Below are 22,193 nucleotides of genomic sequence, written 5' to 3' on the forward strand. Positions count from 1 at the left end.
GGTTTACTGGTCCCGCCCCAACAACCGGGGGAATGCCTCCAGCGCACTGTTCACGGCGTCCAGGTTAAATGCTTCCACATCCGCCAGCAGTTTCTCCCCGTAGCGGGTCACCGAAGGCGAACGGAACCGCTGCCCCCATTCCAGTAACCGTCTGGCAAAATCCTTCATCTGTTCCGGATCACCGCTCTCCCGCACGGTTTCCCATTCGTTGCCGAAATCTCTGGCCAGTTGTTCCCGCAGCCAGCCACGCTCCTGCATACTCAGGGTCTGGGCCAGCAAACGCTCTGACTCTTCCGGCGTACCGTCCTCCCCGGCCTGCTCTTCGGTCACTTCCACCCGGGGCAGGCTGACGGTAAAGGTTGAGCCAACACCCGGCTCGCTCTCAACCTTGAGTTCACCGCCCATCATACGCACCAGTTTGCGGCTGATAGCCAGGCCCAGCCCGGTGCCACCGTAGCGACGGCTGTTCTGCCCTTCCTGCTGCTCGAACGCGTCGAAGATTTGCTCCTGTTGATCCGCGGGGATGCCAATGCCGGTGTCTGCAACCGTTACTTCCAGGCGGTACCATCGGCGCTTTTCGGTATCACTCTCTGTGGCGGAGTCTTTTATCGTGGGCTTGAGCGGCGTGGCAGTGGCACGAACCGTCACACCACCCTCGTGTGTAAACTTGATGGCATTGCCAACGAGATTGAACAGTACCTGCCTCAGCCGGGTTTCATCCAGCATCATGGCCGCGGGCATTCTGGAGCCAACACTGACCTCAAGGGAGATGCCCTGTTCCGTAGCCCGCAGATCGAATATGTGCCGCACATCGCTGAGCAGACGGCGCACCGACACCGCGGTATATTCAAGCCGCATTTTGCCAGCTTCGATACGGGACAGGTCCAGGATATCGTTGATCAGCATCAACAGGCTGCGGCTGCCCGCACGGATCGCATCCAGGTAGTTCCTCTGCTGGGGATCTTTCACCGTATTACTGAGCAAGTCACTGTAGCCGATCACCGCATTCATCGGGGTGCGGATCTCGTGGGACATGTTGGCCAGGAACTCGCTTTTCGTCAGGCTCGCCGCCTCGGCTTCACGGGCCAGGCGCTCCGCTTCCAGCTTCGCCGCCCGTAATTCGTCCTCACTTCTGCGCAACGCGTTTTCCGAACGGATCCGCTCATCGACCTCCCGGGATAATTTACGGTTCCAGTAAAGGAAGATCAGCACCACCACAATGGCAATAAGCACAATCCGGCGCACGACTGTGTAATCCGTCTCCTGTTCGATATCCAGGTGAATCCAGCGATTGTAGATTGACTCGGTTTCAGATTCGTCCAGGCTGCCCAGTGCCTTGTTGAGTATTCTCTGCAGCTCAGGCCGCTCCTTGCTGACGGCAAATCTCAATTCATACTCGTAGGGGGTAATACTGGTGATCCTGAGATTGGACAGGCCCAGGCGGGCCACGGTATAGCTCACGGCCGGAATATGCGTCACCATCACATCGAGATCCCCGTTGGACAACGCCAGCAACCCCTCTTCGATGGAGGGCACCGGATAGAGGTCAAGATCCGGATGATTGATCAGCAGATAATCGTGCCCGGCCTGACGGTTCACCACACCAACACGTTCGTCTCTGAGCTCCCGCAACTCACCGATAAATCTGCCGTCGTCGCGAATCGCCAGGGCGATGGGAACTGTCAGGTAGACGCGGCTGAACAGGAATTCATCCTGCACTCTGGGTGTGCGTGACAGTGCCGGCAGTATGTCCACATCTCCGGATCGCAACGCTGATTCGGCATCGGCGCTGTCGGACATGACTTCACGGTTGAAGCGAACATTGAGCTGTTCTTCCAGGCGTGTAACCAGGTCCGGCACAAGCCCCGCAGGCTGACCATCCTGAGTGAATTCGAAGGGCGGCCAGTCCGGCCGGAAGGCCACGTCCAGTTCGGTGTTACGCTTGAGGAATTCGTTCTCACTGGCAGACAGGGAAATGGCGCTCGTATCCTGTTCCGGCAACTCGGTTTGCAGCCACGACTGGCGAATGGCCCGGTGTTCGTTGTGGTCTATTGCCAGCACCGCCTGATTGAGAACCCGGTAGGCCTGATCTTCCCCGGACCTGACTTCAAGTACCACATCCACCGACTGATGGTTCAGCAGCGTGGCCATCGCCACTCCGTTTACCATGGCGGACTGGAGGTAATCCGAAACCACGGGAACAGGGCCCAGGAACGCATCGGCCTGACCGGACAGCAGCATACTGACCGCCTCACTGGTGCTGGCAACGGGAACCGGGGTAAAACTGTCAACCGGGTCGAGCAGGGCAAGCTGATTGGGATCATTGGTGACCAGCGCAACTCGCTCGCCTTCGAGATCCGACAGCTTGCGAATGCCTGCATCGTCGGAATTGACAAAAATGCCGTATGTCAGGCTCATCAGTGGCGAAGTAACGGCAACATCAGACGGTGCCGGCTGACGGGCAAGGCGGGTGGTCAGCCTCGCGTCCAGGGTGCCATCCCTGAGCCAATCCTCCAGCTGCGCCTCGCCGGCAGAAACCGGTTCAACTGCCACATCAAGCTTGTCCGAAATCCGGTTGAGATAGTCGACAAATATACCTGCCATCTTCCCTTCCCCGGTATCAAACGCGAGGGGGACCCGGGAGTCGTGAAGGCCGATGCGGAAAACCTCACGCCCCTGCAGCCATTGCAGATCGTCACTGCCAAGAACCGGTGCGGGTGATGGCTGGGGGGGATCCGCGGCAGACATTCCGGATACCAGCAGGCAGTACGCTACCAACAGAAAATAAAAGGCAATCCTCACTGGATATCCTCACCGGTTTGTCTACAGTTCAGGGAACCATACCCGTAAATTCTTCTGATTGCATTCAGCGGGTTACCCGATTTACGGTGAACAGACACGCAGTCATTGACCAAACGGGAGAACCAGCACAATGGACACCAGCAAGCACACGTTCAGCGCCCTTTTTGAACAGCTGGGCATACCCTCTGACAAGCAGAGCATCGAGGATTTCATTGCGAAACACTCACCCCTTCCTTCGGAAATTGCCCTGCAGGATGCCCCCTTCTGGTCCGAGAGCCAGTCCCACTTCCTGGAAGAAGGTCTGGAAGAAGACTCGGACTGGGCGGAAATCATTGATGAGCTGGACGCGCTGATGCGCCACTGATTCAACCCTCAGCGGGTTTCGACCCGCTGACAAATACCCTGTCGCGCCCGGCATCCTTGGCCAGGTAGAGAGCCCTGTCCGCACGGTCAAACGCCTCGTCCTCGTCGTCACCTTCTGCAAATTCGGCCACCCCGGCGGAAAATGTCACGGATACCGGCTCACCCCGGAAATGAAAAGGCAGTGCCGCAATGTGCTCTCTCATGCCGTCAAGAACCGATCTGGCGGTTTCCGATGGCGTTTCCGGCATCAGGACAACGAATTCCTCGCCACCAAAACGGGCGATGAAATCCGTCGTTCTGAGCCTGTCACTCAGGGCCTTGGCCACCAGCTGTAAAACCCGGTCACCGGCCTTGTGGCCGTAAGAATCATTGACCCGCTTGAAATAATCGATATCCAGCACACCAACGGTCAGTGGATGACGGTACCGCTGCCAGCGCTGGTATTCGAAGGCGAGACGCTCCTGCCAGGCTTCCCGGTTGGGCAACTGGGTCAGCACATCCCGCAACGCTTTCCGGCGCTCTTCTGCCAGTTCGTCCTTGACCTGTTCCGAGTGCGCCTCCACCGCCGCCAGTTTTTCATGCATCAGTTCCAGCTGTCGGGACAGGTTCTTCTCACGCTCCGACTCCTGGGTGCGGAAGCGCTCAACAGCACCACTGATGGATTCAATGTGCTGGCCCACCGATGCCTTCAACTGGCCGAAATCAGAACTGGATTCCACCTGTTCACCAAAACTCTGCAGCTCATCCCGGATTTCCCGATCCAGGGCCTGGGAAGCGTCCAGACGACCCGCCTGTGCCGCGGACTGATCGGAAAAACACTGTCGCAGCGACTCCAGCCGTTCATCCAGGCGCCGAAGAAAGGCTTCAAACTCTCTCTGGCTTCGGGTAACCGCGGCAATCACAAGTTCTGCAACACCGCTCAGCCCCTCACGCAGCTCATCCCAGTCATTACTGTTAAGAAGCGATTCCTGAAGCCGCCTGGCCCTGGCCTCGGACACCGGTTCAAGGGAAACCTGTCCCAGCATGTGCCCGAGCAGTTCACCAACCCGCCGGGCAATCCGCAAACGCTGCGTCGACTCCTCCGCCTCGACCTGGTCCAGCGCTGCTTCTTCCGGGCCCGAAGAAAGCGGCTCGCTGCCAGAAGATGCCTTCGGTGGACAGGTATCGCTTTCCCGGGCACCGAATAACTTGCCGAACATGCCGGTTTTGCCTGCCGGCTCCCCGGTGCCTGTCAGCCCGTTTTCAAGCACACCGGCCAGATCTGTTAGCCACGCCGTAAAGTGCAGTTGCAGGGTTTCCGGTTTGCGGAGCCTTTTCTCCAGTTCGCGAATACGACCCTTGCTGTCGGCAAACAGGCCGTGGCCGCGGAGCGTGGACAACAGCTGTTCAAGGGTCGTCCTGATACGGCGGGCGGAATCCGCTTTCTGTTCGTCCAGGGCAGACAGCTGACGATCAATCTGGTCCTGCAGCCTGTGCCAGCCCACTGAATCCGGAGCCTCATGGCGCAACTCGCTGCGCAATCGCGCCAGCATGCGATCCAGCTCCGGATTCTGCCCCTCGGCAGCCAGGCTTGTGCGAACCAGCATGCGCTGGAGCTGGTGCTTCTCGGTGCCCCAAAGGGATTCACGCTCTTCCGAGGATTCAAGCGCCTTCAGGTACTTCTCCTTCCAGTTTGAATCCGACGTCATTCAGCTATCCCCGCCTTTGTTACGGCCGCGGCGGGCACGTGGATGGCTATGGTCATAGACCTTTGCCAGATGCTGGAAATCAAGATGGGTATAGACCTGTGTGGTCGCAATGTCCGCATGGCCGAGCAATTCCTGCACCGCCCGCAGATCACCACTGGATTCCAGCATGTGACTGGCAAACGAGTGACGTAAAAGATGGGGGTACAGGCGTTGATCCGCCCCCTTGGCCAGGCCCCAGCGGCTGAGCCGCGACTGGATGCTGCGGGTGCTTAACCGGTCTCCCCGGCGGCTTACGAACAGGGCATTCTCGCCCTCGGGAGCCATGGCCGGCCGCACTCCGAGCCAGCTTTCAAGGGCTTCAAGGGCCTTTCGTCCCACCGGAAGGATCCGCTCCTTGCTGCCCTTGCCCAGTACCCGCACCTCGCCACCGCGAAGATCCACGGAGTGCAGGTCCAGCCCGGCCAGTTCCGACAGCCGCAGGCCGGATGAATACATCAGTTCGAAAATGCTCAGGTCGCGGATTTCCAGTGGGTCGTCAGGCGTGGCATCAAGCAGGTGGCTGAGCTGGTCAACGTCCGCTACCCTGGGAAGGCGGCGCCCGGCCTTCGGAGCCCGGATATCCAGGGCCGGATTATCCGTGGCCAGCCGTTCACGCAGCAGGAATTCGTAAAAGCCGCGGATCGCGGACAGGTGCCGGGCGATACTGCGCCCCCCGAGGCCCTGGCGGCTCAGCAGGGCAACGTAGCGCCGCAGGTCATGGCCGGTAATCGCCTGCAAATCCGGGGCCGGCTGTTGCCCGACCCAGTCAAGGAACCGTTTGAGGTCATCGCGATAACTGCTGCAGGTGCGCGGAGAGTGCCGCTTCTCCGAGGACAGATAACGCAGAAATCTGTCCAGCGGCTCCGAAAGCGCGGCAACCATGCCCATTTCATCAGCAGCCGGATACATGTTCAGCGAGACTCCGCCACCACATCCGTCACCGGTACTGCAGCCGTATGCCGCTGAAGGATCGGCGGCAGCAGCCGGCTCAGGGTATCGCTGATGTAGGTCAGGAAAAGTGACCCCATACTCTGGTCGAAATAGCCGGTTTCGCAGCTTCCAACCGCAAATACCCCGACCAGTTCGTCATGCCGCAAGGGCACCAGGGCGACGGAGGCAATGGGTTCTTCCCTGTCAGGGAACAGGAAGCTGCGCTCGCTTTCGCGGAACTGACCACACACCGCACGATCGCCCTCAAGCAGGCCACCGAGGCGCGCTTTGGCGACCTCCGGCGCAACCACGTGCAGAGCACCCTGTGCCGCCGCGGGCAGTTCGGAATCGGTAAACAGAATGACGGACGCCGCATCCAGGCCAAAATCACCACGGATACTGTCATCAATGGCAGCCGCCATGTCATTCAGGTTGCGGGCCTCGATCACCTGCATGAGCAGCCGCTTGCTCTTTTCAAACAGACGGTCGTTATGGCGTGCAATCGAAACCAGTTCAACCAGCTCACGGCGAAGCGTATCCCGCTGTTCCCGGAACAGGTGCACCTGACGCTCCACCAGTGATATGGCGCGGCCGCTGTCATGGGGCAATGTCAGGCTGCGCAGGAGTTCGTCCTGTTCAATGAAGAAGTCGGGATTGTCGCGCAGGTATTCTGCAACGGTTTCCGGTGTGAGCTCTCCGGCCTTCTTGTGGGCCGCTTGGTCTGTCATGCTGCTCTCCTGATGGTCAGGGCTTTGATGTAACTGGTTGGCGATGGCGATTCGGCTGCCGCTGCTGCCCCGGCCTGGAATCGGCCTGGCGGGTGTTCTTCCGACGTCGCGGGGACGGGTCTCCCGGCAGGCGAAGCTGGCCTTCAAAGACGCTGGCCGTGGGGCCATCCATCATAACAGGGGTCCCCTCACCCTGCCATTCAATCACCAGATGCCCGCCCTTGAGCTCCACATCCACCCGCGGATCAAGCAGGCCCCGCAGGCACCCTGCAACAACGGCGGCACAGGCACCACTGCCACAGGCCATGGTTTCACCGGATCCGCGCTCGAATACCCGCAAACGGGCGTGGGTACGGTCAACAATCTGCAGGAACCCGATGTTGGCCCGGGCCGGGAAGCGGGGATGATTTTCCAGCCGGGGGCCAAGTTCCAGGACCGGTGCGGTATCCACATCATCCACCAACAGCACCCCGTGGGGATTGCCCATGGACAGGGCGGTAAGCTCGACGGTATCACCGCCCACTTCCACGGTGTAGACATCCTTCCGCCGGTCGGCGGCAAAAGGAATGGCCGGGGGATTCAGCTCCGGCACCCCCATGTCCACCGTGACCATGCCGCCGCGACCAACCCTGAGCTCAATCACGCCCTTGGCGGTCTGTACCCGGATGACCTTCTTGTTGGTCAGGCGCTGGTCGCGGACAAAGCGCGCGAAACAACGGGCGCCATTGCCACACTGTTCCACTTCCGAACCGTCGCTGTTGAAGATGCGATAGCGGAAGTCCACGTCCGGCAGCCCCGGGGGCTCCACCACCAGCAGTTGGTCGAAACCGATGCCAAAATGCCGGTCTGCCAGTTCCCGGATCGTCTCGGGGCGCAGCCGGAACGGCTGACTGATGGCATCCACCACCATGAAATCATTCCCGAGACCGTGCATCTTGGTGAAGCTGAGCATGGGGCCCTGCCCGCGTCGAGCTTGACTCATAGCATCATCCCCACTCATTCCGGCAAACAGCTTTCAGGACCAAGCTGCTCGTCCAGGGTTTCCCTGCGGCGCACCACGTGCACCTGGTCGCCATCCACCATCAGTTCCGGCGGACGATTACGGGTGTTGTAGTTGGAGCTCATGACAAAACCATAGGCGCCAGCGGAGCGAACTGCCAGCAGATCCCCTGCCTGGAGTCGCATTTTGCGGTCCTTGCCCAGAAAATCGCCGGTTTCACACACCGGGCCCACCAGGTCCCAGCTCTTCTCCTCTCCATCGTTCCGGGGCGTGACCGGTATGATCGACTGCCAGGCGCTGTAGAGGGCGGGGCGGATCAGGTCATTCATCGCCGCATCAATAATGGCGAAATTCCGGTGCTCCGTGCACTTGAGGAATTCCACCCGGGTGAGAAGGATGCCGGCATTGGCGGCAATGGAGCGCCCAGGCTCCATGATCAGTTCCAGCTTCCGGTCACCAAGGCGCTCTGCCAGTGCCGTCACATAGTCCGACGGTTGTGGCGGCTGTTCCCGGTCGTAAGTGACACCCAGGCCGCCGCCCATGTCCAGGTGGCGGATCACAATGCCCTTTTCCGCCAGCGAATCAATCAGTACCAGCACGCGATCCAGGGCATCCAGGAACGGGGTTACCGAGGTCAGTTGGGAACCAATGTGGCAGTCCACACCCTGTATATCCAGGTTCGGCATGGCCGCGGCGCGCTCGTAAACGGCAGGCGCTTCGGCAATGTCGATACCGAACTTGTTTTCTTTCAGACCGGTAGAGATGTAAGGATGGGTACCGGCATCGACATCGGGATTCACCCGCAGGGAAACCGGCGCCTTCACGCCCAGCTCCCCCGCCACCTCGTTGAGCCGGTCCAGCTCGGTGTCGGATTCCACATTGAAACAGCGAACACCCGCCTCCAGCGCCCGGCGCATTTCCCAGCGCTGCTTGCCCACACCGGAGAACACGGTCTTGCCGGGCTCACCGCCGGCACGGATAACCCGCTCCAGCTCACCGGCGGAGACAATATCGAAGCCTGCTCCAAGCCGTGCCAGTACGTTCAGTACGGCGATATTGCTATTGGCTTTTACCGCGTAGCAGACAAGATGGGGACGGCCGGCCAGGGCATCATCGTACGCATGATAATGACGCTCCAGGGTGGCGCGGGAATAGACATAGGCCGGTGTGCCAAAGCGCTCGGCAATGGTTGCGACCGGTACATCTTCGGCGTACAACTCGCCGTTACGGTAATTAAAGTGATCCATGGAAATCCTGAGTCTGTTGGCGGGACACTAGCTGTCGCCGTTATCATCGTCCCGGCCCTGTTCTGTGTCGCTGGCCTGTTCAGTGGCGGTATCGTTTCCGGAAGGTGCCTCCCGATACAACGGCCCTTTCTGACCGCAGCCGGCAACAAACCCGGCCATCACCAGCAGGAACAGGATTGTCTGTACTGGCTTCATGAGAAGCTGCCCCTGTCATCTGTATGGGCGAAGTATACCTGACCGGAACCGCACCCGGCGAGACGCCAGGGGCACTGATTCGCCGGCTTACAGGTGCTGGTTCAGGGCATTCTCCAGTTCCGCACGGTAGTACAGGTACTGGATCGTCTGTATGTCCTGCTGGTAAACCCGGGGGTCGAGGTCGTGAGGCAGGTGAAGGTCGGTCAGGTACACCGGATAACGTTCAGGGCTCTGGCGCTGGGAACGAATGTAATGGGCCACCGCCGGAATCAGTTGATTGCCATACTCCTGCACCGTGAACTCCTGGTCGCCACAGAAGATGTCAAAACGGACCCGGGAATCCCCTTCCTGAATGCCGACCGCCTGCACATCAAGCCCCGGCAGGGGCAGATTACTGTCGGCATCAGGGCGACGCTCGGCACGCCACTGGCCATCGCGAAGCAACACCTCGTAACACCGGGGGCGACCGAAATCCGCTACCGCATCCAGTTGCCGCAACTGGCGACGCTCCGCCAGGTTCTCCAGAAACCGCAGTAACGGCACCAACAGATAGCGTCGGTTGACGTATCCCTGCTCCCAGGAAAACACGGAGCCAAGCTCATCGACAACCCACACCCGGGCCTTGTCACCACTGGCCCGGTAAAACACCTGGATGTTGCCGGGTTCGCTGGCATGACAGACTGTCCGCAATGGCAGGTCATCCAGCAGGGCATGGCGGTCAAACACCACCGGCACATAGGATTCCTGTGGCTTGGCCAGGTATTCCATCAGGGCTCCGCTGTTGTCCAGGGCAACAAAGCCCGGCTCGGTTCCGCTGAACCGAAGCACGAAGAAGCGCCGGTCCATCTCGATCACATAGCGCAGAGGATGAGGGCCGGCCCCACCCGCGAAGAAGTGACGCATGACATCGGTGAAAAGCTCATGAACCCGCCGCGCTATGGTGGCGCCGTGGCCCTTGTTGTGGCTGTGCACCATGATGTCAGGCAGCCGTTCCGGCGCTCCAGCCACCGAGGCCAGCACATTCTTCAGGCACTGGATCAGGGTATCACCGGCCGCGTAGTGCTGAAGACTGACCTCGTGCCAGCTGTTGAAGGTAACCTGGTCAATAGTATTCACCAGGTTTTCCCGGCCGCCACTGAAGCCCAGTGAGTCGTGCCGGGCGCTGAGCTTGTGCAGCCCCCGCTCGGTCAGGCGGGCCTGTGGGTCGAGGCCGACATTGACAAACAGCAGATTCCGCAGTGGGTGCACCGCCCTGGACAGCGCCTCCCGGCCTGCAGGTTCCACAGGAAAGGGCAGAAAGGAGCCCAGCGCATCGAGCATTTCCCGTAGCTCCGCCACGGATGCGGTACTGGTGCCGGCACGCACATTCAGACGGGTGGAACGGCTCAACAACCCGTTGCAGTAGCACCAGACCATCAGCTCGGTGAGATTTCCGGACCGGCGGATCACCGGCTGCCAGAAGGCATCCGAGGGATCCTCAAGATCCCGGTATAGCAACCAGCCTTCGTATCCTGCCGCTCCGCCCTGCTCCGACTGATGGTGAAAGGCCAGATTTTCCTCCGCCAGGGAAGGCGCCAGCCCGGGATTGATCTGCTCGATCTTGCCGGCCTTGCGCTGGAAGGCGGCATACAGCTTTCGCCCCAACAGGTTCATATCGTTACTGCTGATAGCCGCTCGGGTACCGTGGTCCCGGGCGAGACGCGACAACAGCCGGTAGCTGTGGGTCAGTTCCGCCACCACCGCCCGGCGCAATGTCACAACGTCCTCCGCACGCCAGCGGGTTCGGTTATCCAGGTTCTCCAGTTCCGCAGCCGACCAGCCCCAGTGATCAACCAGCGACTGCAACAGGCCGGTTCGCCAGCTGGAGCCCGGCTGGGCAGACCGGGTCAGGGGCAGGCCGGCTTTCAGGTAGAGACTCTGTCGCACCAGTGCCAGGCGCTCGGGAGCGTCTTCTCCCAGCAGCCAGTTCTCCAGCCGCTCGTAGAGCAAAACATAGGGATCAAGCCGGTCGGGATTGGTTTCCCCGGCATAGATTGCCGCCTTGAAAACCCGGGACAACAGCGGCTGCCCCTCGCTCCGGGCATAACATTCAATAAGCAGCAGTTTGAGAATCGATTTCCAGGGGGCATCAATGCCCTTGTACAACTGCCAGACACCAGCGCCCAGGAACTCCTCTTGCGGTATGGTCAACGCAGGCCCGAAATCAATGTACTCGTCACCCCGGATAAAACGACAGTCGATCAGCTGCCTGGCGCACTCGTCATAGCGCCCTTCATCTTCCACCGGAACCAGCCACCACAATGGGTAGCAACCTCCGAGGTGAATGCCGGTGCGATAGAATTCATCCAGCAGAAGATAATGCTGCGCGCTGCCACAGTTCTCGCCGGTGACTTCAGCGCGCTGCCGACCGGCCCGCCAGTCGGCGGCAGAAAACACGAAGACATGAAGCTCCACCCCCAGGGAAGATGCCCACTCGGAAAGATTTCCCGCCTTCCGTTCGAGGCAACGCACCCCGCGCTCGGAAAGGTCCGGGCGGTGACACAACCAGATATCCAGGTCGCTCGCCACCGAATGGCCCAATGTACCGGGGCTGCCCATCAGAAACAGGGCTTCCAGATCCGGCTTTCGTCGCCCTTCATCCTTGAGAGAGAAGGTCCGCGCCAGCCGCCTGGCCGCATTCAGCGTGGTTTCCGTAGGCCGGTAATGCCCCAGCCCGTAGGGGCAGTCGCTGTCGAGGTAACCCGGAAGCGCCGGATGGTTAAGATGAAACACCAGCGGCAGCACTTCAAGTACGGACTGTTGCCGGTAGGTCAGGGCTGAGTGGGCACGTTCCCACCGGTGCTGGTTGACAGCCACGAACCGGTCCCGCAGCCGGCGCAGCGTTTTTCGGTCTATACCCTCGTCAAAATCCAGGGCAATGGGAGCGGTATGGGTGGTCACGTCGACTCCGCGGGAGAGGTTCTTTCCGATATCATAATCAGTATGATGGACGCATCGTGGCAAAACCGGCAAAAAAATAAAAGCGGGACTACTTTTTGACACTCCCTGTAACACCCCGCGGCAAAACTGGCTGAGGTTATTGTGTCGTGAAAGAATTCTTTATCCGTCGAAACCGGTCTGACGCCCCCCCGGGCACTGAGCGCCGTACCCTGATCCGCATCAACGATGAAGGCGCCATTGTCTTTGCCGACCACCATGTGGAGTCGGTTCTGGGTTATGAAGCCAGCGAACTGGAAGGTCGCCCCGTGCAGTGCATTCTTGCCGCCCGCCAGGACGACCCCTTTGCCCCCGCCCATCGCCACCGCATTGAAAATGGCGAATCGATACTGATTACCTTCCGCCACAAAGAGGGTTTTTTCTTCACGGCCGGCCTCAGTCTGCGCATGGACATGCGCGATTCGGATCAGGCCGCCAGCGCCGGTATCAGACAGCGTGACCACTCTCCCGTTGACCACCGCCTGATACGGCTGATGGAACACTCGGCAAACCTGGGCCTGTGGGAACTGGACATCAACAGCAATGAAATGACCTGGACCGATGGCATGTATCGTCTGCTGGAGTTGCGACCCGGCAGCGACATCACGCCGGAGCAGGCTCTGTTCTATTGCCAGGCCAGCCAGGGCCGTATCCGCGCACTTATCCGGCGCTGCATCCGCAACGGCCAGCCCTTCTCGATGACCCTGGAGCTGCTGACCGCCAGGCAAAAGGTGCGTCAGGTGATGCTGACCGGTCGCGCCCTGAAAACCGGGGAACGGATTCAACGCCTGGGAGGCACCCTGATTGACCAGACCCGGGAGCAGCATCAGCTTCTTGCCCGCAGGCGAGCCGAGCAGCTAATGGGGGCCACCATCAACGCCACCGCCGATCTGGTAGTGGCGGTGGATCGTTCACTGAACCTGCTGCACTTCAACCAGGCCTTCAGCCACCAGTTCGAGCGGTCCTTCGGCCAGAAGCCGGAACCCGGCAACAACCTGGACGCCCTGCTGCAGGATTACCCCAACGAACGGCGGCTGATTGGACGGCTATGGGCCCGGGCCTTCGAGCGGGACAGCTTCGTGGTGGAAATGCCCATGGCCCAGCAGCACCAGGAACTTCCCCTGTACGAGATTCATTACCAGCGCCTGACCGACGATTCGGGTGAAGTGATTGGAGCGGTTCACGTTGCCCGTGATATCTCCGATCGGCTGCAGAACTCCTCGAGCAGTGAATACCGGATCCGGCATGACCCGGTAACGGGGCTGATGAATCGCAAGGCCTTCCTGGCCCGCCTGCAGCGCAGCCTGGAACAGAGAGCCGGGCGCGATGGCGGCGACAGCCTGCTGTATCTTGACCTGGACGGTTTTGATCACTTCAACGAGGTTGCTGGCAGTGGCACCTGCGACCGCTACCTGCGGGAGCTGGCTGGCAATCTCGGAGTCAGGGTCCGGCAACGGGATGCGCTGGCAAGACTGGCGGGGGATACCTTCGCGCTGCTGATTGAAAACTGCCCCGAGGCCCGGGCCCGCAAGATTGCCGACGGTATTCTGGAGCTCATCGGCGGATTTGTTTTCGATTGGCAGGGTAAACAGCTGCAGACAACGGCCAGTGGTGGCCTGTTGTTCCTCGAAAACGAGATGCCAATGGACCCGGAGCAACTGCTCACACAGGCGGCGGACCTGTGCCACACGGCGAAAACCTCCGGCCGGAACCGCATTCATGCCGCCCGGGCCATGTCACTGTCGATAGACGAAGGCACAACCCAGGGGGTGCTGGAACAACTCCAACGGGCACTCGACAGTGGTCATGTCAGGCTTGAATACCAGTCGCTGCGGCCGGTTGCCAGCGCCACCTGGGGCGACCATATCGAGATTCTTACCCGTATACCCGGCGAAACCCCGGACAGCCCGCCCCTCACTCCCGACGCATTCCTGCCGGTTGCTGAACGGTTTGATCTGGCCAAACGCCTTGATCGCCAGGTGATCCTTCAGACCCTGGCCTGGCTGGAGCAACATCCGCTACTGGAACCGAGGCTCAAGTACTGTGGCTTCAACCTGTCCCTGGCCAGCGTGCTGGATGACACCTTTGCCGACTTCATGGAGTCCGTGCTGAACGGCTCGTCCTTTGCCCCGGGATGTTTCTGCCTGGAAATCCGCGAAGCCCACGCCACCCAGTACCCGGATGATGTAGCCGTACTCTGCGACACCCTGCATCGCATTGGCTGCCGGGTGGCACTGGACGGGGCCGGGGCCTCGGTGGAAAGCTACGGCCTGGCGGCGAAGCTGCCCGTCGACATCATCAAACTGGACCACAAGATCATGCAACACCTGAGCGACGATCCGGTGCAGCAGGTGATGGTGGAGGCACTGCACAAGATTGCATCCGCGTCGGGAAAAGTCACGGTGGCGACCTTCATCGAGAACGACGACACCTTGCGCAAGGTGCGCACACTGGGCATTCATTATGGTCAGGGCTTCCGCCTTTACCGGCCCCGCCCCCTGGAGGAGCTGAAACCGGCAGAGGTCACCCTGACCACAGGGAAAATCGGCGGCTAGAGTGCTTTCCGGGCACGGGCCACGGCAGCACGGACCTGTCCGGGTGCCGTGCCCCCGAGGTGATTCCGTGCCTGAACCGAGCCTTCCAGGGTCAGCACATCGAATACGTCCTCGCCGATCACGTCCGAGAAGCGAGCCAGTTCTTCCGTGGTCATTTCTGACAGGTCCCGTCCTTCGGCCACACCAAAGGCCACGGCCTTGCCCACAATCTCGTGGGCATCACGAAAGGCGACGCCCTTCTTGACCAGGTAGTCCGCCAGATCCGTCGCGGTGGAGAAGCCCCGCTTGGCGGCCACCCGCATGTTGTCGGCCCGGGCCTCAATGGCGGGGATCATGTCGGCATAGGCCTTGAGGCAACCCTTGACGGTGTCCACCGTGTCGAACAGCGGCTCCTTGTCTTCCTGGTTGTCCTTGTTGTAGGCCAGCGGCTGGCTTTTCATCAGTGTCAGCAGACTGATCAGATGACCGTTCACCCGGCCGGTCTTGCCACGCACAAGCTCCGGCACATCCGGATTTTTCTTCTGGGGCATGATGGACGAACCGGTGCAGAAGCGATCCGGCAGGTCGATAAAATCAAACTGGGCGGAGGTCCAGAGCACCAGTTCCTCACTGAACCGGGACAGGTGAGTCATCAACAGGGCAGCAAAGCTGCAGAACTCGATGGCAAAGTCCCGGTCGCTGACCGAATCCAGCGAGTTCTCACTGGGACGGTCGAAGCCCAGCAGTTTCGCAGTGATGCTGCGATCAATCGGGTAGGTGGTACCGGCCAGTGCTGCGGCACCCAGGGGCATTACGTTCACCCGCTTGCGACAGTCCTGCAGCCTTTCGGCATCCCGTACCAGCATTTCGTACCAGGCCAGAAGATGATGGCCGAAGGTAACCGGCTGGGCAGTCTGCAGGTGGGTAAACCCGGGCATGATGGTCTCGGCCTCGCGCTCGGCCAGATCCAGCAGCCCCGTTTGCAGGCGCTTGAGCTCTTCGGCGATCACATCGATTTCGTCACGCAGATACAGGCGGATATCCGTGGCCACCTGGTCGTTGCGGCTGCGGCCGGTGTGAAGCTTCTTGCCGGTGACGCCGATCCGGTCCGTCAGCCGTGCCTCGATGTTCATGTGCACATCTTCCAGGCTCACCGACCACTCGAAGGTACCGGCTTCAATGTCGGCCTTGACCGCATTCAGGCCCTCAATGATGGTGTCTCGCTCTTCGGTGGTCAGCACGCCCACTTCCGCCAGCATGGTGGCATGGGCAATGGACCCGATTATATCGTGGTGATAAAGACGCTGATCAAAGCCAACGGAAGCGGTGAAACGCTCCACAAAGGCATCGGTGGGTTCGGTAAAACGACCGCCCCAGGGTTTCTCGGCGCTCTTGTTCTGATCCGTCATGGTCTATCTTTCCTGCTGACAGCCCGGCATCATTCTGCGGGAATGGGTAAATTGAACGTGGCGGGATTATAGCATTCTGCAGCTGTCCGTTGCCCTTCTCTGATTCAGGAAAACAGGATCCAGCAACAGCGGCCCAGGAACAGATTCAATGCCAGCAAGACAGAACAGGGAACAGCCGGTACCGGTACCCGTAGCGAACACCGCCGATTTTTACGTACCGGACCTGTGCCGGGTAAGGGCCGTGTTCATGCTGGTGGTGACCAGTGAACTGCTGGTACTGGTGATGTCCATTGTCCAGGCGGAGAACCACTGGATTGACTGGAACTACTTCGGGCTGCTGTCGCTTTTCGTACAATGGACCGTCCTGACCAGTGCAGCGCTGATCTGCCTGTTGCGACGATGGCTCTCGGGCCTGACCACCCTCCGTGCCACCGCCGTAATGGTCACCATCGTATTGCTGGATGTGCTGGCCTTCAGCCTGTTCGCTGACAGCGTGCTGCACCCACGTCCCGGAGTAGGGGCCTGGCAGGCGGTGGCCAAGAAACTGTTACTGGCCCTGCTGATTACCCTGATGGTGCTGCGCTACTTCTACCTGCAATTCCAGTGGCAGCAACAGCGGGAATCGGAGATGCAGGCCAGGCTGACGGCACTGCAGGCCAGGATTCATCCCCACTTCCTGTTCAACAGCATGAACACCATCGCCAGTCTGATTGCGGTGAATCCCGAGCGGGCCGAAGACGCGGTACTGGATCTTTCCGAACTGTTCCGGGCCAGCCTCCGAACCGGGGACCGCCTGATCCCGCTGGCTGCCGAGCTGGATCTGTGCCGGCGTTACCTGGCTATCGAGAAGCTGCGTCTCGAGGACCGCCTGACACTGGACTGGCACATTGAGGACGGCCTGGACCAGCAGGCCATACCGCCCCTGACCCTGCAGCCGCTGGTGGAGAATGCCATCTATCACGGTATACAGCCCCGCCCGACCGGTGGCACGGTGAAGATCGAAGGCTACAGAAAAGGACCATACGTCTATCTTCTGGTGCAGAACCCGCGACCGGCTCCCGACCACGGCAGCCATAACGGCAACCGCATCGCGCTGGCCAATATACAGTCACGCCTTCACGCCCTGTTCGGAGAACCTGCCGTGCTGAAACACAGCCATCAGAATGATATATATACCGTCACCCTTCGTCTGCCCTGGCAGAAAGCCAGTGGCAATGGTAAACCCGCAACAGGGAGCAAATAGGCAAGCATGGCCGATGCAAACAGCCGCAGCGTACTGATCGCCGACGACGAACCCCTGGCCCGGGAGCGCATCCGCAGGCTGGTAGAAGCCCTGCCAGGCTATGAAATCTGCGGTGAGGCCGGCGACGGCGAGGAGGTGCTGGGAGAGATTGCCCGGCAGGCGCCTGACATCCTGCTGCTGGACATTCGCATGCCCGGCATGGATGGCATGGAAGCCGCCGAGCGAATTGCCGCCCTGGAAGCGCCACCGGCCATCATTTTCTGCACTGCCTACGACCACTACGCCATACAGGCGTTCGACGTCCATGCAGTGGCCTATCTGCTCAAGCCGGTGCGCCGCGAAGCCCTTGCCGAAGCACTGAAACGCGCGGGCCGGGTCAATCGGGTGCAGATGCAGGCACTGGCGGAAAAAGATCCGGGTACGGATGGACAACTGGCCATCCGTACCCATCGCGGCACCGAGCTGATTGATCTGCAGAGCATCCTGTACTGCGAGGCCGACCAGAAATACGTCACCATCCACCATCTTCGCGGCGAGACAGTGACCGATTTCACCCTGAAGGAACTGGAGAACAACTATCCCCGGCACCTGCTCAGGATCCACCGTCATACCCTGGTTGGCGTGCGGTTCATCCAGGCCCTGCTGAAAACCAGTGATGGCCACAACGTCATCGATCTTACCGACCATCATGGTCGCCTGCCGGTAAGCCGGAGACACACCGCCTCGGTGAGGCAGTGGCTGAAGGAACACCGCCCGGGGTAGCCCCGCAGACCACATTGCGGAGGGACAATTGGCTCCACAATTGCCTTCACAAAGGTTACCCTTGGCATACCATTTTCCAGATCCGGCTACGAGTACCATGTCAAAACGAACCCTTCGCATTGCAACCCGCAGCAGCGCACTGGCGCTATGGCAGGCAGAATTCATCAAGTCCGAGCTGGAACGGCTCCACGACAACGTGGACGTCGAGCTGGTCAAGATCAAGACCCAGGGCGACAAGATTCTGGACGTGCCACTGGCCAAGATTGGCGGCAAGGGCCTGTTCGTCAAGGAACTGGAAGAAGCCATGCTGGCTGGCAGTGCGGACCTCGCCGTGCACTCCATGAAAGACGTGCCCATGGAGTTTCCGGAAGGCCTCGGGCTTGTAGCCATCTGCGAGCGGGAGGACCCCACCGATGCCTTCGTCAGCAATGACTTCGAGAATGTGGACGCCCTTCCCCAGGGTGCCGTGGTGGGAACCGCCAGCCTGCGCCGTGAAGCCCAGTTGCGGGCCTATCGCCCGGACCTGCAAATCCGCACCCTGCGGGGCAACGTCAACACCCGCCTGGCGAAACTGGACGCCGGCGATTACGACGCCATCGTGCTGGCCAGCTCCGGCCTTAAACGCCTGGGCTTCCACGACCGCATCCGCTACTGCCTGCCGGACAGCGTTTCCCTGCCCGCCGTCGGACAGGGCGCGCTTGGCATCGAGTGCCGGCTGGACGACGCCGAGCTGATCGCCATGCTGGAACCGCTGGACCACCGTGACAGTTCCGACCGGGTCAGGGCAGAACGAGCACTGAACCGTCGTCTGCAAGGTGGCTGCCAGGTGCCCATTGCGGCTTACGCTCTGCTGGAAGACGATGACACACTGTGGCTTCGGGGCCTGGTGGGCGCCGTGGACGGCACCCAGGTATTCCGGGTGGAAGGCCGGGCCCATCGCAGTGAAGGCGAACGCCTGGGGCGCGAGCTTGCAGAAGACCTGCTCGCCCTGGGTGCGGACAAGGTGCTGGCTGAAATCTATGGCCACACCCCGACCTGATTCGTTGCCGCTTGAGGACCGGCGGATCCTGATCTGCCGGCCACAACCGGAGGCCGACCGGCTGGCCGGGAGTTTCCGCAATGCCGGTGCCGTTGTACAGGTACTGCCCCTTATCGCACGGGAGCCTCTGCCTGAGGACCCTGCCACCCGCACGATTATCCTCAACCTGGATGAATATTCCCACGTGATTGCCGTCAGCCCCTATGCCGCCAGCCTGCTGCTGGAGTGGCTGGATACCTGGTGGCCACAGGTGCCGTCGGGCGTCCACTGGTACGGTGTCGGAGCGGGAACCGCTGCCGTCCTGGCCGGTTATGGCCTGAACACACGGCAGCCGGAATCCGGCCATAGCAGTGAGGATTTGCTACAGTTGCCTGAACTGTCCACCCTGAACCATGAGAAAGTCCTGGTCGTGCGGGGACAGGAAGGCAGGGAACTGATCCCGCAAACCCTGGAACAACGGGGCGCAAGGGTCACAGTGCTGCCACTTTATCGCCGTTACTGTCCCGACTATGATGAAACCACACTGAAAGCGATGCTGAACGACTTTTCGCCCGAGGTCATCGTCACACTGTCGGGAGAAACATTGAACAATCTCATCGCACTAAGTGAAAATACCGGCCATAATCTTGAAGAGACTTTGCTGGTCGTCCCGGTCGAGAGGATTGCCCAACAAGCACGTCTGGCCGGCCTGCGGCGAACGTGTATACCAGGAAGCCTTGCCGATAGCACAATTGTGGCTGCAGTTGCCGAACAACTTGCCAGCCCGGACGGTGGCTCCGGAAACACCAAGTAAGGATGCCCGTGACAGAATCAAAAGCACAACTGCCCGCCCCGATTGAAAAGCAACAAAAAACACGGCAACGGCTGTGGCCACTGTGGATCATCACGCTGCTGGCACTTGCCCTGGCAATAGCCCTGGCGCTCTGGAGCTGGCAGCAGTGGAATAACTACCAGTCCCTGCAGCAGTCCATCTCCAGCCTGGAAGAGGATACCGACCAGCTCGACCGGATGTATGGCCAGACCGGCAACGAGCAGAGTCAGCGCCTGCAGGCCCTGGAAGACAAACTGTCTGAACAGCGTGATCTCATTGCCACCCAGCAGCGCCAGATCGACCACAATGCCCGGGAACTGCTGGAAGCCGGTAACCGTACCCGCACCGACTGGCTGCTGGCGGAAGCCGAGTACCTGCTGCGGGTCGCCAATCAGCGCCTGATGATTGAAAAGGATATCCGGGGTGCCCTGGCGGCACTGGAGTCCGGCGACGAGGTACTGGCGGAGTCCGACGATATCGGCGTTTATCCGGTACGTCAGCAACTGGCAAAGGAAATCCTCGCGCTCAAGGGTATCGCAGACGTTGACCGCACCGGCCTCTACCTGAAGCTGGAAGCGGCTATCGACAGCGTACACCAGCTCACAGACAGCGCTCTTACCAATGACCGCGCTCCCGGTTTCGTCCCGGATGAAAACGACAGTAGCGCTGAAAACCCGGATTCCCTCCAGGGTCTGGTGGCTGAAGGCTGGGATAAAGCGAAGCACACGCTGTCGCAGGTCGTGGTGGTCCGCAGGCTTGATGAGCCGGTCAAGCCGCTGCTGTCGCCGGAGCAAAGCGCCTATGCCCGCCTCAATCTTCAGCTGATGCTGGAAGAGGCCGAACTGGCGGTACTCCGTGGCCATCAGGAACTCTATTCCCGCTCCCTTGCCAAGGCAAGCAACGCCATCAACAACTGGTACGACAGCACCAACAGCCGCATTATCGCCCTGTCCCAGAGCCTGGATGAACTCTCTGAAAAGAACGTGGACCCGGAACTGCCCGACATCAGCCGCTCCCTGGAACTGCTCAAAGCGCGGCTGGCGGGCCGGCTGGACAATGGCGATGAAGACAACCCGGAGAACAGCGGCGACGCTGAACAGGGAGATGACTCATGATCCGCATCCTGCTGGTCATCCTGATTGCCCTGCTGCTGGGCACCGGGCTGTCACTGGGGCTGCAGTACGACCTGGGTTATATCCGTATCAGCCTTGGCAACTATCTGATCGAAACCAATTTCTGGGTGGGGCTGGCGTTACTGGTGCTGCTGGTGATAGTCACCGTGCTGGCCATCAATCTGTTCCGTCGCCTGCGCCACGGCACCGGCATGGTTGCAGGCTGGCTGGCACGCAGCAACGAACGCCGTGCCCGGCGGCGTACCACCCAGGGGCTTCTGGCACTGGCCGAGGGCAACTGGCCCCGCGCGCGCAAATTGCTGACTTCCTCGGCGGAACACGCCGACACCCCATTGATCAACTATCTGGCCGCCGCCCAGGCATCGTTCGAATCCGGTGACCACGACGCTGTCGATGAATTGCTGCGCAAGGCTTTTGAAAGTACGCCCGGCTCTGACATGGCCGTGGGCATTACCCAGGCTCAGCTGCAGCTGGCTGGCAATCGCCTTGAACAGGCCCTGGCAACACTGCTGCGACTGCGCAAGCAGGCCCCCCATCATCCATTCGTGCTCAAGCTGCTGAAGAACACCTACGTGCGCCTGGAAGACTGGCGCGAGCTCGCCCGCCTGCTGCCGGAGATCCGCAAACGCAACCTGATGGAAAGCGAAGAACTGGGAAATCTGGAGCGGCTGGTGTGGCACAACCTGCTACAACGTGCCGCCGAGGAATGCCGCCGCCATTCCGGTGAGCCTTCCGCCTCCCTGGAGCCACTGACAAAGCTCTGGGATGAACTGCCGGGGTTCCTCCGCCGCGACGAACACACCATTCGCGAATATGCCCGACTGCTTGCTGATCTGGGCGATGAAGCCCAGGCGGAAACCCTCCTCCGGAAAGTGCTGCGTAACCACTGGGGTGACGACCTGATCAACCTCTACGGCCGGGTAAAAGGCCTGAAACCGGATGAACAGCTGTTGATTGCCGAGCAATGGCTGAAGGACCGACCCAATAACGCCGAACTGCTGCTGGCACTGGGCCGCCTGAGCCTGCGCAACGAACTCTGGGGCAAGGCCCGGGAGTACTTCGAAACCAGCCTGAAACTACGCCGCAGCCGCGAGACCATGGCCGAGCTTAGCCGCCTGAATGCCCATATGGGCGAGGGTGAGCATAGTGTGAAGTTGCTGATGCAGGGGCTGGTCAAAGACAGTGGCCTGCCGGATTTGCCGATGCCGAAGGCCTGATTGGGTAGGATTTGGCTGTCGGATTACGGCTTTGCCTAATCCGACCTACATTGGCTGGAGTTACGGGGAACACCCGT

At 60.5% G+C, this 22,193-nt stretch carries 17 protein-coding genes; 8 read left to right on the forward strand and 9 right to left on the reverse strand.

Annotation, left to right across the window (positions count from 1 at the left end):
* Positions 1 to 3 precede the first annotated feature (3 nt).
* On the reverse strand, positions 4 to 2,748 hold the full coding sequence (locus HLUCCO03_RS09625) for a transporter substrate-binding domain-containing protein (protein ID WP_051603957.1): 2,745 nt from the start codon (positions 2,746 to 2,748) through the stop codon (positions 4 to 6).
* A gap of 184 nt (positions 2,749 to 2,932) precedes the next feature.
* On the opposite strand from HLUCCO03_RS09625, the gene HLUCCO03_RS09630 reads away from it, so the two are divergent.
* Positions 2,933 to 3,166: a DUF2789 domain-containing protein gene (locus tag HLUCCO03_RS09630; protein ID WP_027830761.1), complete on the forward strand. Its 234-nt coding sequence runs from the start codon at positions 2,933 to 2,935 to the stop codon at positions 3,164 to 3,166.
* Position 3,167: 1 nt separating this feature from the next.
* Here the strand turns inward: HLUCCO03_RS09630 and HLUCCO03_RS09635 are convergent, their stop codons facing one another.
* The 7 genes from HLUCCO03_RS09635 to HLUCCO03_RS09665 form a co-directional block, all read right to left on the reverse strand.
* Positions 3,168 to 4,853, reverse strand: a complete 1,686-nt coding sequence (locus HLUCCO03_RS09635) for a GGDEF domain-containing protein (protein ID WP_027830760.1) — start codon at positions 4,851 to 4,853, stop codon at positions 3,168 to 3,170.
* On the reverse strand, positions 4,854 to 5,774 hold the full coding sequence (gene xerC / locus HLUCCO03_RS09640) for a tyrosine recombinase XerC (RefSeq protein ID WP_027830759.1): 921 nt from the start codon (positions 5,772 to 5,774) through the stop codon (positions 4,854 to 4,856). It abuts the gene before it with no gap.
* Positions 5,775 to 5,803: 29 nt separating this feature from the next.
* Positions 5,804 to 6,550, reverse strand: a complete 747-nt coding sequence (locus HLUCCO03_RS09645) for a DUF484 family protein (RefSeq protein WP_027830758.1) — start codon at positions 6,548 to 6,550, stop codon at positions 5,804 to 5,806.
* A 16-nt stretch (positions 6,551 to 6,566) separates the two neighbouring features.
* On the reverse strand, positions 6,567 to 7,532 hold the full coding sequence (dapF, locus tag HLUCCO03_RS09650) for a diaminopimelate epimerase (RefSeq protein ID WP_051603761.1): 966 nt from the start codon (positions 7,530 to 7,532) through the stop codon (positions 6,567 to 6,569).
* 14 nt (positions 7,533 to 7,546) lie between these two features.
* On the reverse strand, positions 7,547 to 8,797 hold the full coding sequence (gene lysA / locus HLUCCO03_RS09655; RefSeq protein ID WP_027830757.1) for a diaminopimelate decarboxylase: 1,251 nt from the start codon (positions 8,795 to 8,797) through the stop codon (positions 7,547 to 7,549).
* A gap of 27 nt (positions 8,798 to 8,824) precedes the next feature.
* Complete coding sequence (locus HLUCCO03_RS09660; protein ID WP_081813491.1) at positions 8,825 to 8,992, reverse strand: lipoprotein; 168 nt, start codon at positions 8,990 to 8,992, stop codon at positions 8,825 to 8,827.
* An 87-nt stretch (positions 8,993 to 9,079) separates the two neighbouring features.
* Complete coding sequence (locus HLUCCO03_RS09665) at positions 9,080 to 11,932, reverse strand: class I adenylate cyclase (RefSeq protein ID WP_027830756.1); 2,853 nt, start codon at positions 11,930 to 11,932, stop codon at positions 9,080 to 9,082.
* Between the two features lie 146 nt (positions 11,933 to 12,078).
* Here HLUCCO03_RS09665 and HLUCCO03_RS09670 point away from each other — a divergent pair, with 146 nt between their 5' ends.
* Positions 12,079 to 14,523, forward strand: coding sequence for an EAL domain-containing protein (locus HLUCCO03_RS09670; RefSeq protein WP_027830755.1), 2,445 nt, complete (start codon positions 12,079 to 12,081; stop codon positions 14,521 to 14,523).
* On the opposite strand, the gene argH is transcribed toward HLUCCO03_RS09670, so the two are convergent.
* Positions 14,520 to 15,911 carry an argininosuccinate lyase gene (gene argH / locus HLUCCO03_RS09675; protein WP_027830754.1) on the reverse strand — a complete coding sequence of 464 codons (1,392 nt, stop codon included), beginning with the start codon at positions 15,909 to 15,911 and terminating at the stop codon, positions 14,520 to 14,522. The two genes, HLUCCO03_RS09670 and argH, sit on opposite strands and share 4 nt — an antisense overlap.
* A gap of 148 nt (positions 15,912 to 16,059) precedes the next feature.
* Between argH and HLUCCO03_RS09680 the strand changes: the two genes are divergently transcribed.
* From HLUCCO03_RS09680 to HLUCCO03_RS09705, 6 genes are all read left to right on the forward strand, one after another.
* Positions 16,060 to 17,154, forward strand: a complete 1,095-nt coding sequence (locus HLUCCO03_RS09680; RefSeq protein ID WP_051603760.1) for a sensor histidine kinase — start codon at positions 16,060 to 16,062, stop codon at positions 17,152 to 17,154.
* A gap of 6 nt (positions 17,155 to 17,160) precedes the next feature.
* The gene (locus tag HLUCCO03_RS09685) at positions 17,161 to 17,916 is read left to right on the forward strand and encodes a LytTR family DNA-binding domain-containing protein (RefSeq protein ID WP_027830752.1); all 756 of its coding nucleotides are present in this window, start codon (positions 17,161 to 17,163) and stop codon (positions 17,914 to 17,916) included.
* Positions 17,917 to 18,013: 97 nt separating this feature from the next.
* Complete coding sequence (gene hemC / locus HLUCCO03_RS09690) at positions 18,014 to 18,955, forward strand: hydroxymethylbilane synthase (RefSeq protein ID WP_027830751.1); 942 nt, start codon at positions 18,014 to 18,016, stop codon at positions 18,953 to 18,955.
* Complete coding sequence (locus HLUCCO03_RS09695; RefSeq protein ID WP_027830750.1) at positions 18,936 to 19,748, forward strand: uroporphyrinogen-III synthase; 813 nt, start codon at positions 18,936 to 18,938, stop codon at positions 19,746 to 19,748. Before hemC ends, HLUCCO03_RS09695 begins: the two co-directional genes overlap by 20 nt.
* A gap of 2 nt (positions 19,749 to 19,750) precedes the next feature.
* Positions 19,751 to 20,881 carry a uroporphyrinogen-III C-methyltransferase gene (locus HLUCCO03_RS09700; RefSeq protein ID WP_027830749.1) on the forward strand — a complete coding sequence of 377 codons (1,131 nt, stop codon included), beginning with the start codon at positions 19,751 to 19,753 and terminating at the stop codon, positions 20,879 to 20,881.
* Positions 20,878 to 22,116: a heme biosynthesis HemY N-terminal domain-containing protein gene (locus HLUCCO03_RS09705; RefSeq protein ID WP_027830748.1), complete on the forward strand. Its 1,239-nt coding sequence runs from the start codon at positions 20,878 to 20,880 to the stop codon at positions 22,114 to 22,116. The genes HLUCCO03_RS09700 and HLUCCO03_RS09705 overlap by 4 nt, the downstream gene beginning before the upstream one ends.
* Positions 22,117 to 22,193 lie beyond the last annotated feature (77 nt).

This window comes from Marinobacter sp. HL-58 (assembly GCF_001314605.1).
Classification (GTDB): Bacteria; Pseudomonadota; Gammaproteobacteria; order Pseudomonadales; family Oleiphilaceae; genus Marinobacter.

Coding starts and splice junctions, on each gene's coding strand:
- HLUCCO03_RS09625 (WP_051603957.1), bottom strand. CDS start 2,748: ATGTCTGCCGCGGATCCCCCCCAGCCATCACCCGCACCGGTTCTTGGC.
- HLUCCO03_RS09630 (WP_027830761.1), top strand. CDS start 2,933: ATGGACACCAGCAAGCACACGTTCAGCGCCCTTTTTGAACAGCTGGGC.
- HLUCCO03_RS09635 (WP_027830760.1), bottom strand. CDS start 4,853: ATGACGTCGGATTCAAACTGGAAGGAGAAGTACCTGAAGGCGCTTGAA.
- xerC (WP_027830759.1), bottom strand. CDS start 5,774: ATGGTTGCCGCGCTTTCGGAGCCGCTGGACAGATTTCTGCGTTATCTG.
- HLUCCO03_RS09645 (WP_027830758.1), bottom strand. CDS start 6,550: ATGACAGACCAAGCGGCCCACAAGAAGGCCGGAGAGCTCACACCGGAA.
- dapF (WP_051603761.1), bottom strand. CDS start 7,532: ATGAGTCAAGCTCGACGCGGGCAGGGCCCCATGCTCAGCTTCACCAAG.
- lysA (WP_027830757.1), bottom strand. CDS start 8,797: ATGGATCACTTTAATTACCGTAACGGCGAGTTGTACGCCGAAGATGTA.
- HLUCCO03_RS09660 (WP_081813491.1), bottom strand. CDS start 8,992: ATGAAGCCAGTACAGACAATCCTGTTCCTGCTGGTGATGGCCGGGTTT.
- argH (WP_027830754.1), bottom strand. CDS start 15,911: ATGACGGATCAGAACAAGAGCGCCGAGAAACCCTGGGGCGGTCGTTTT.
- HLUCCO03_RS09680 (WP_051603760.1), top strand. CDS start 16,060: ATGCCAGCAAGACAGAACAGGGAACAGCCGGTACCGGTACCCGTAGCG.
- HLUCCO03_RS09685 (WP_027830752.1), top strand. CDS start 17,161: ATGGCCGATGCAAACAGCCGCAGCGTACTGATCGCCGACGACGAACCC.
- hemC (WP_027830751.1), top strand. CDS start 18,014: ATGTCAAAACGAACCCTTCGCATTGCAACCCGCAGCAGCGCACTGGCG.
- HLUCCO03_RS09695 (WP_027830750.1), top strand. CDS start 18,936: ATGGCCACACCCCGACCTGATTCGTTGCCGCTTGAGGACCGGCGGATC.
- HLUCCO03_RS09700 (WP_027830749.1), top strand. CDS start 19,751: ATGCCCGTGACAGAATCAAAAGCACAACTGCCCGCCCCGATTGAAAAG.
- HLUCCO03_RS09705 (WP_027830748.1), top strand. CDS start 20,878: ATGATCCGCATCCTGCTGGTCATCCTGATTGCCCTGCTGCTGGGCACC.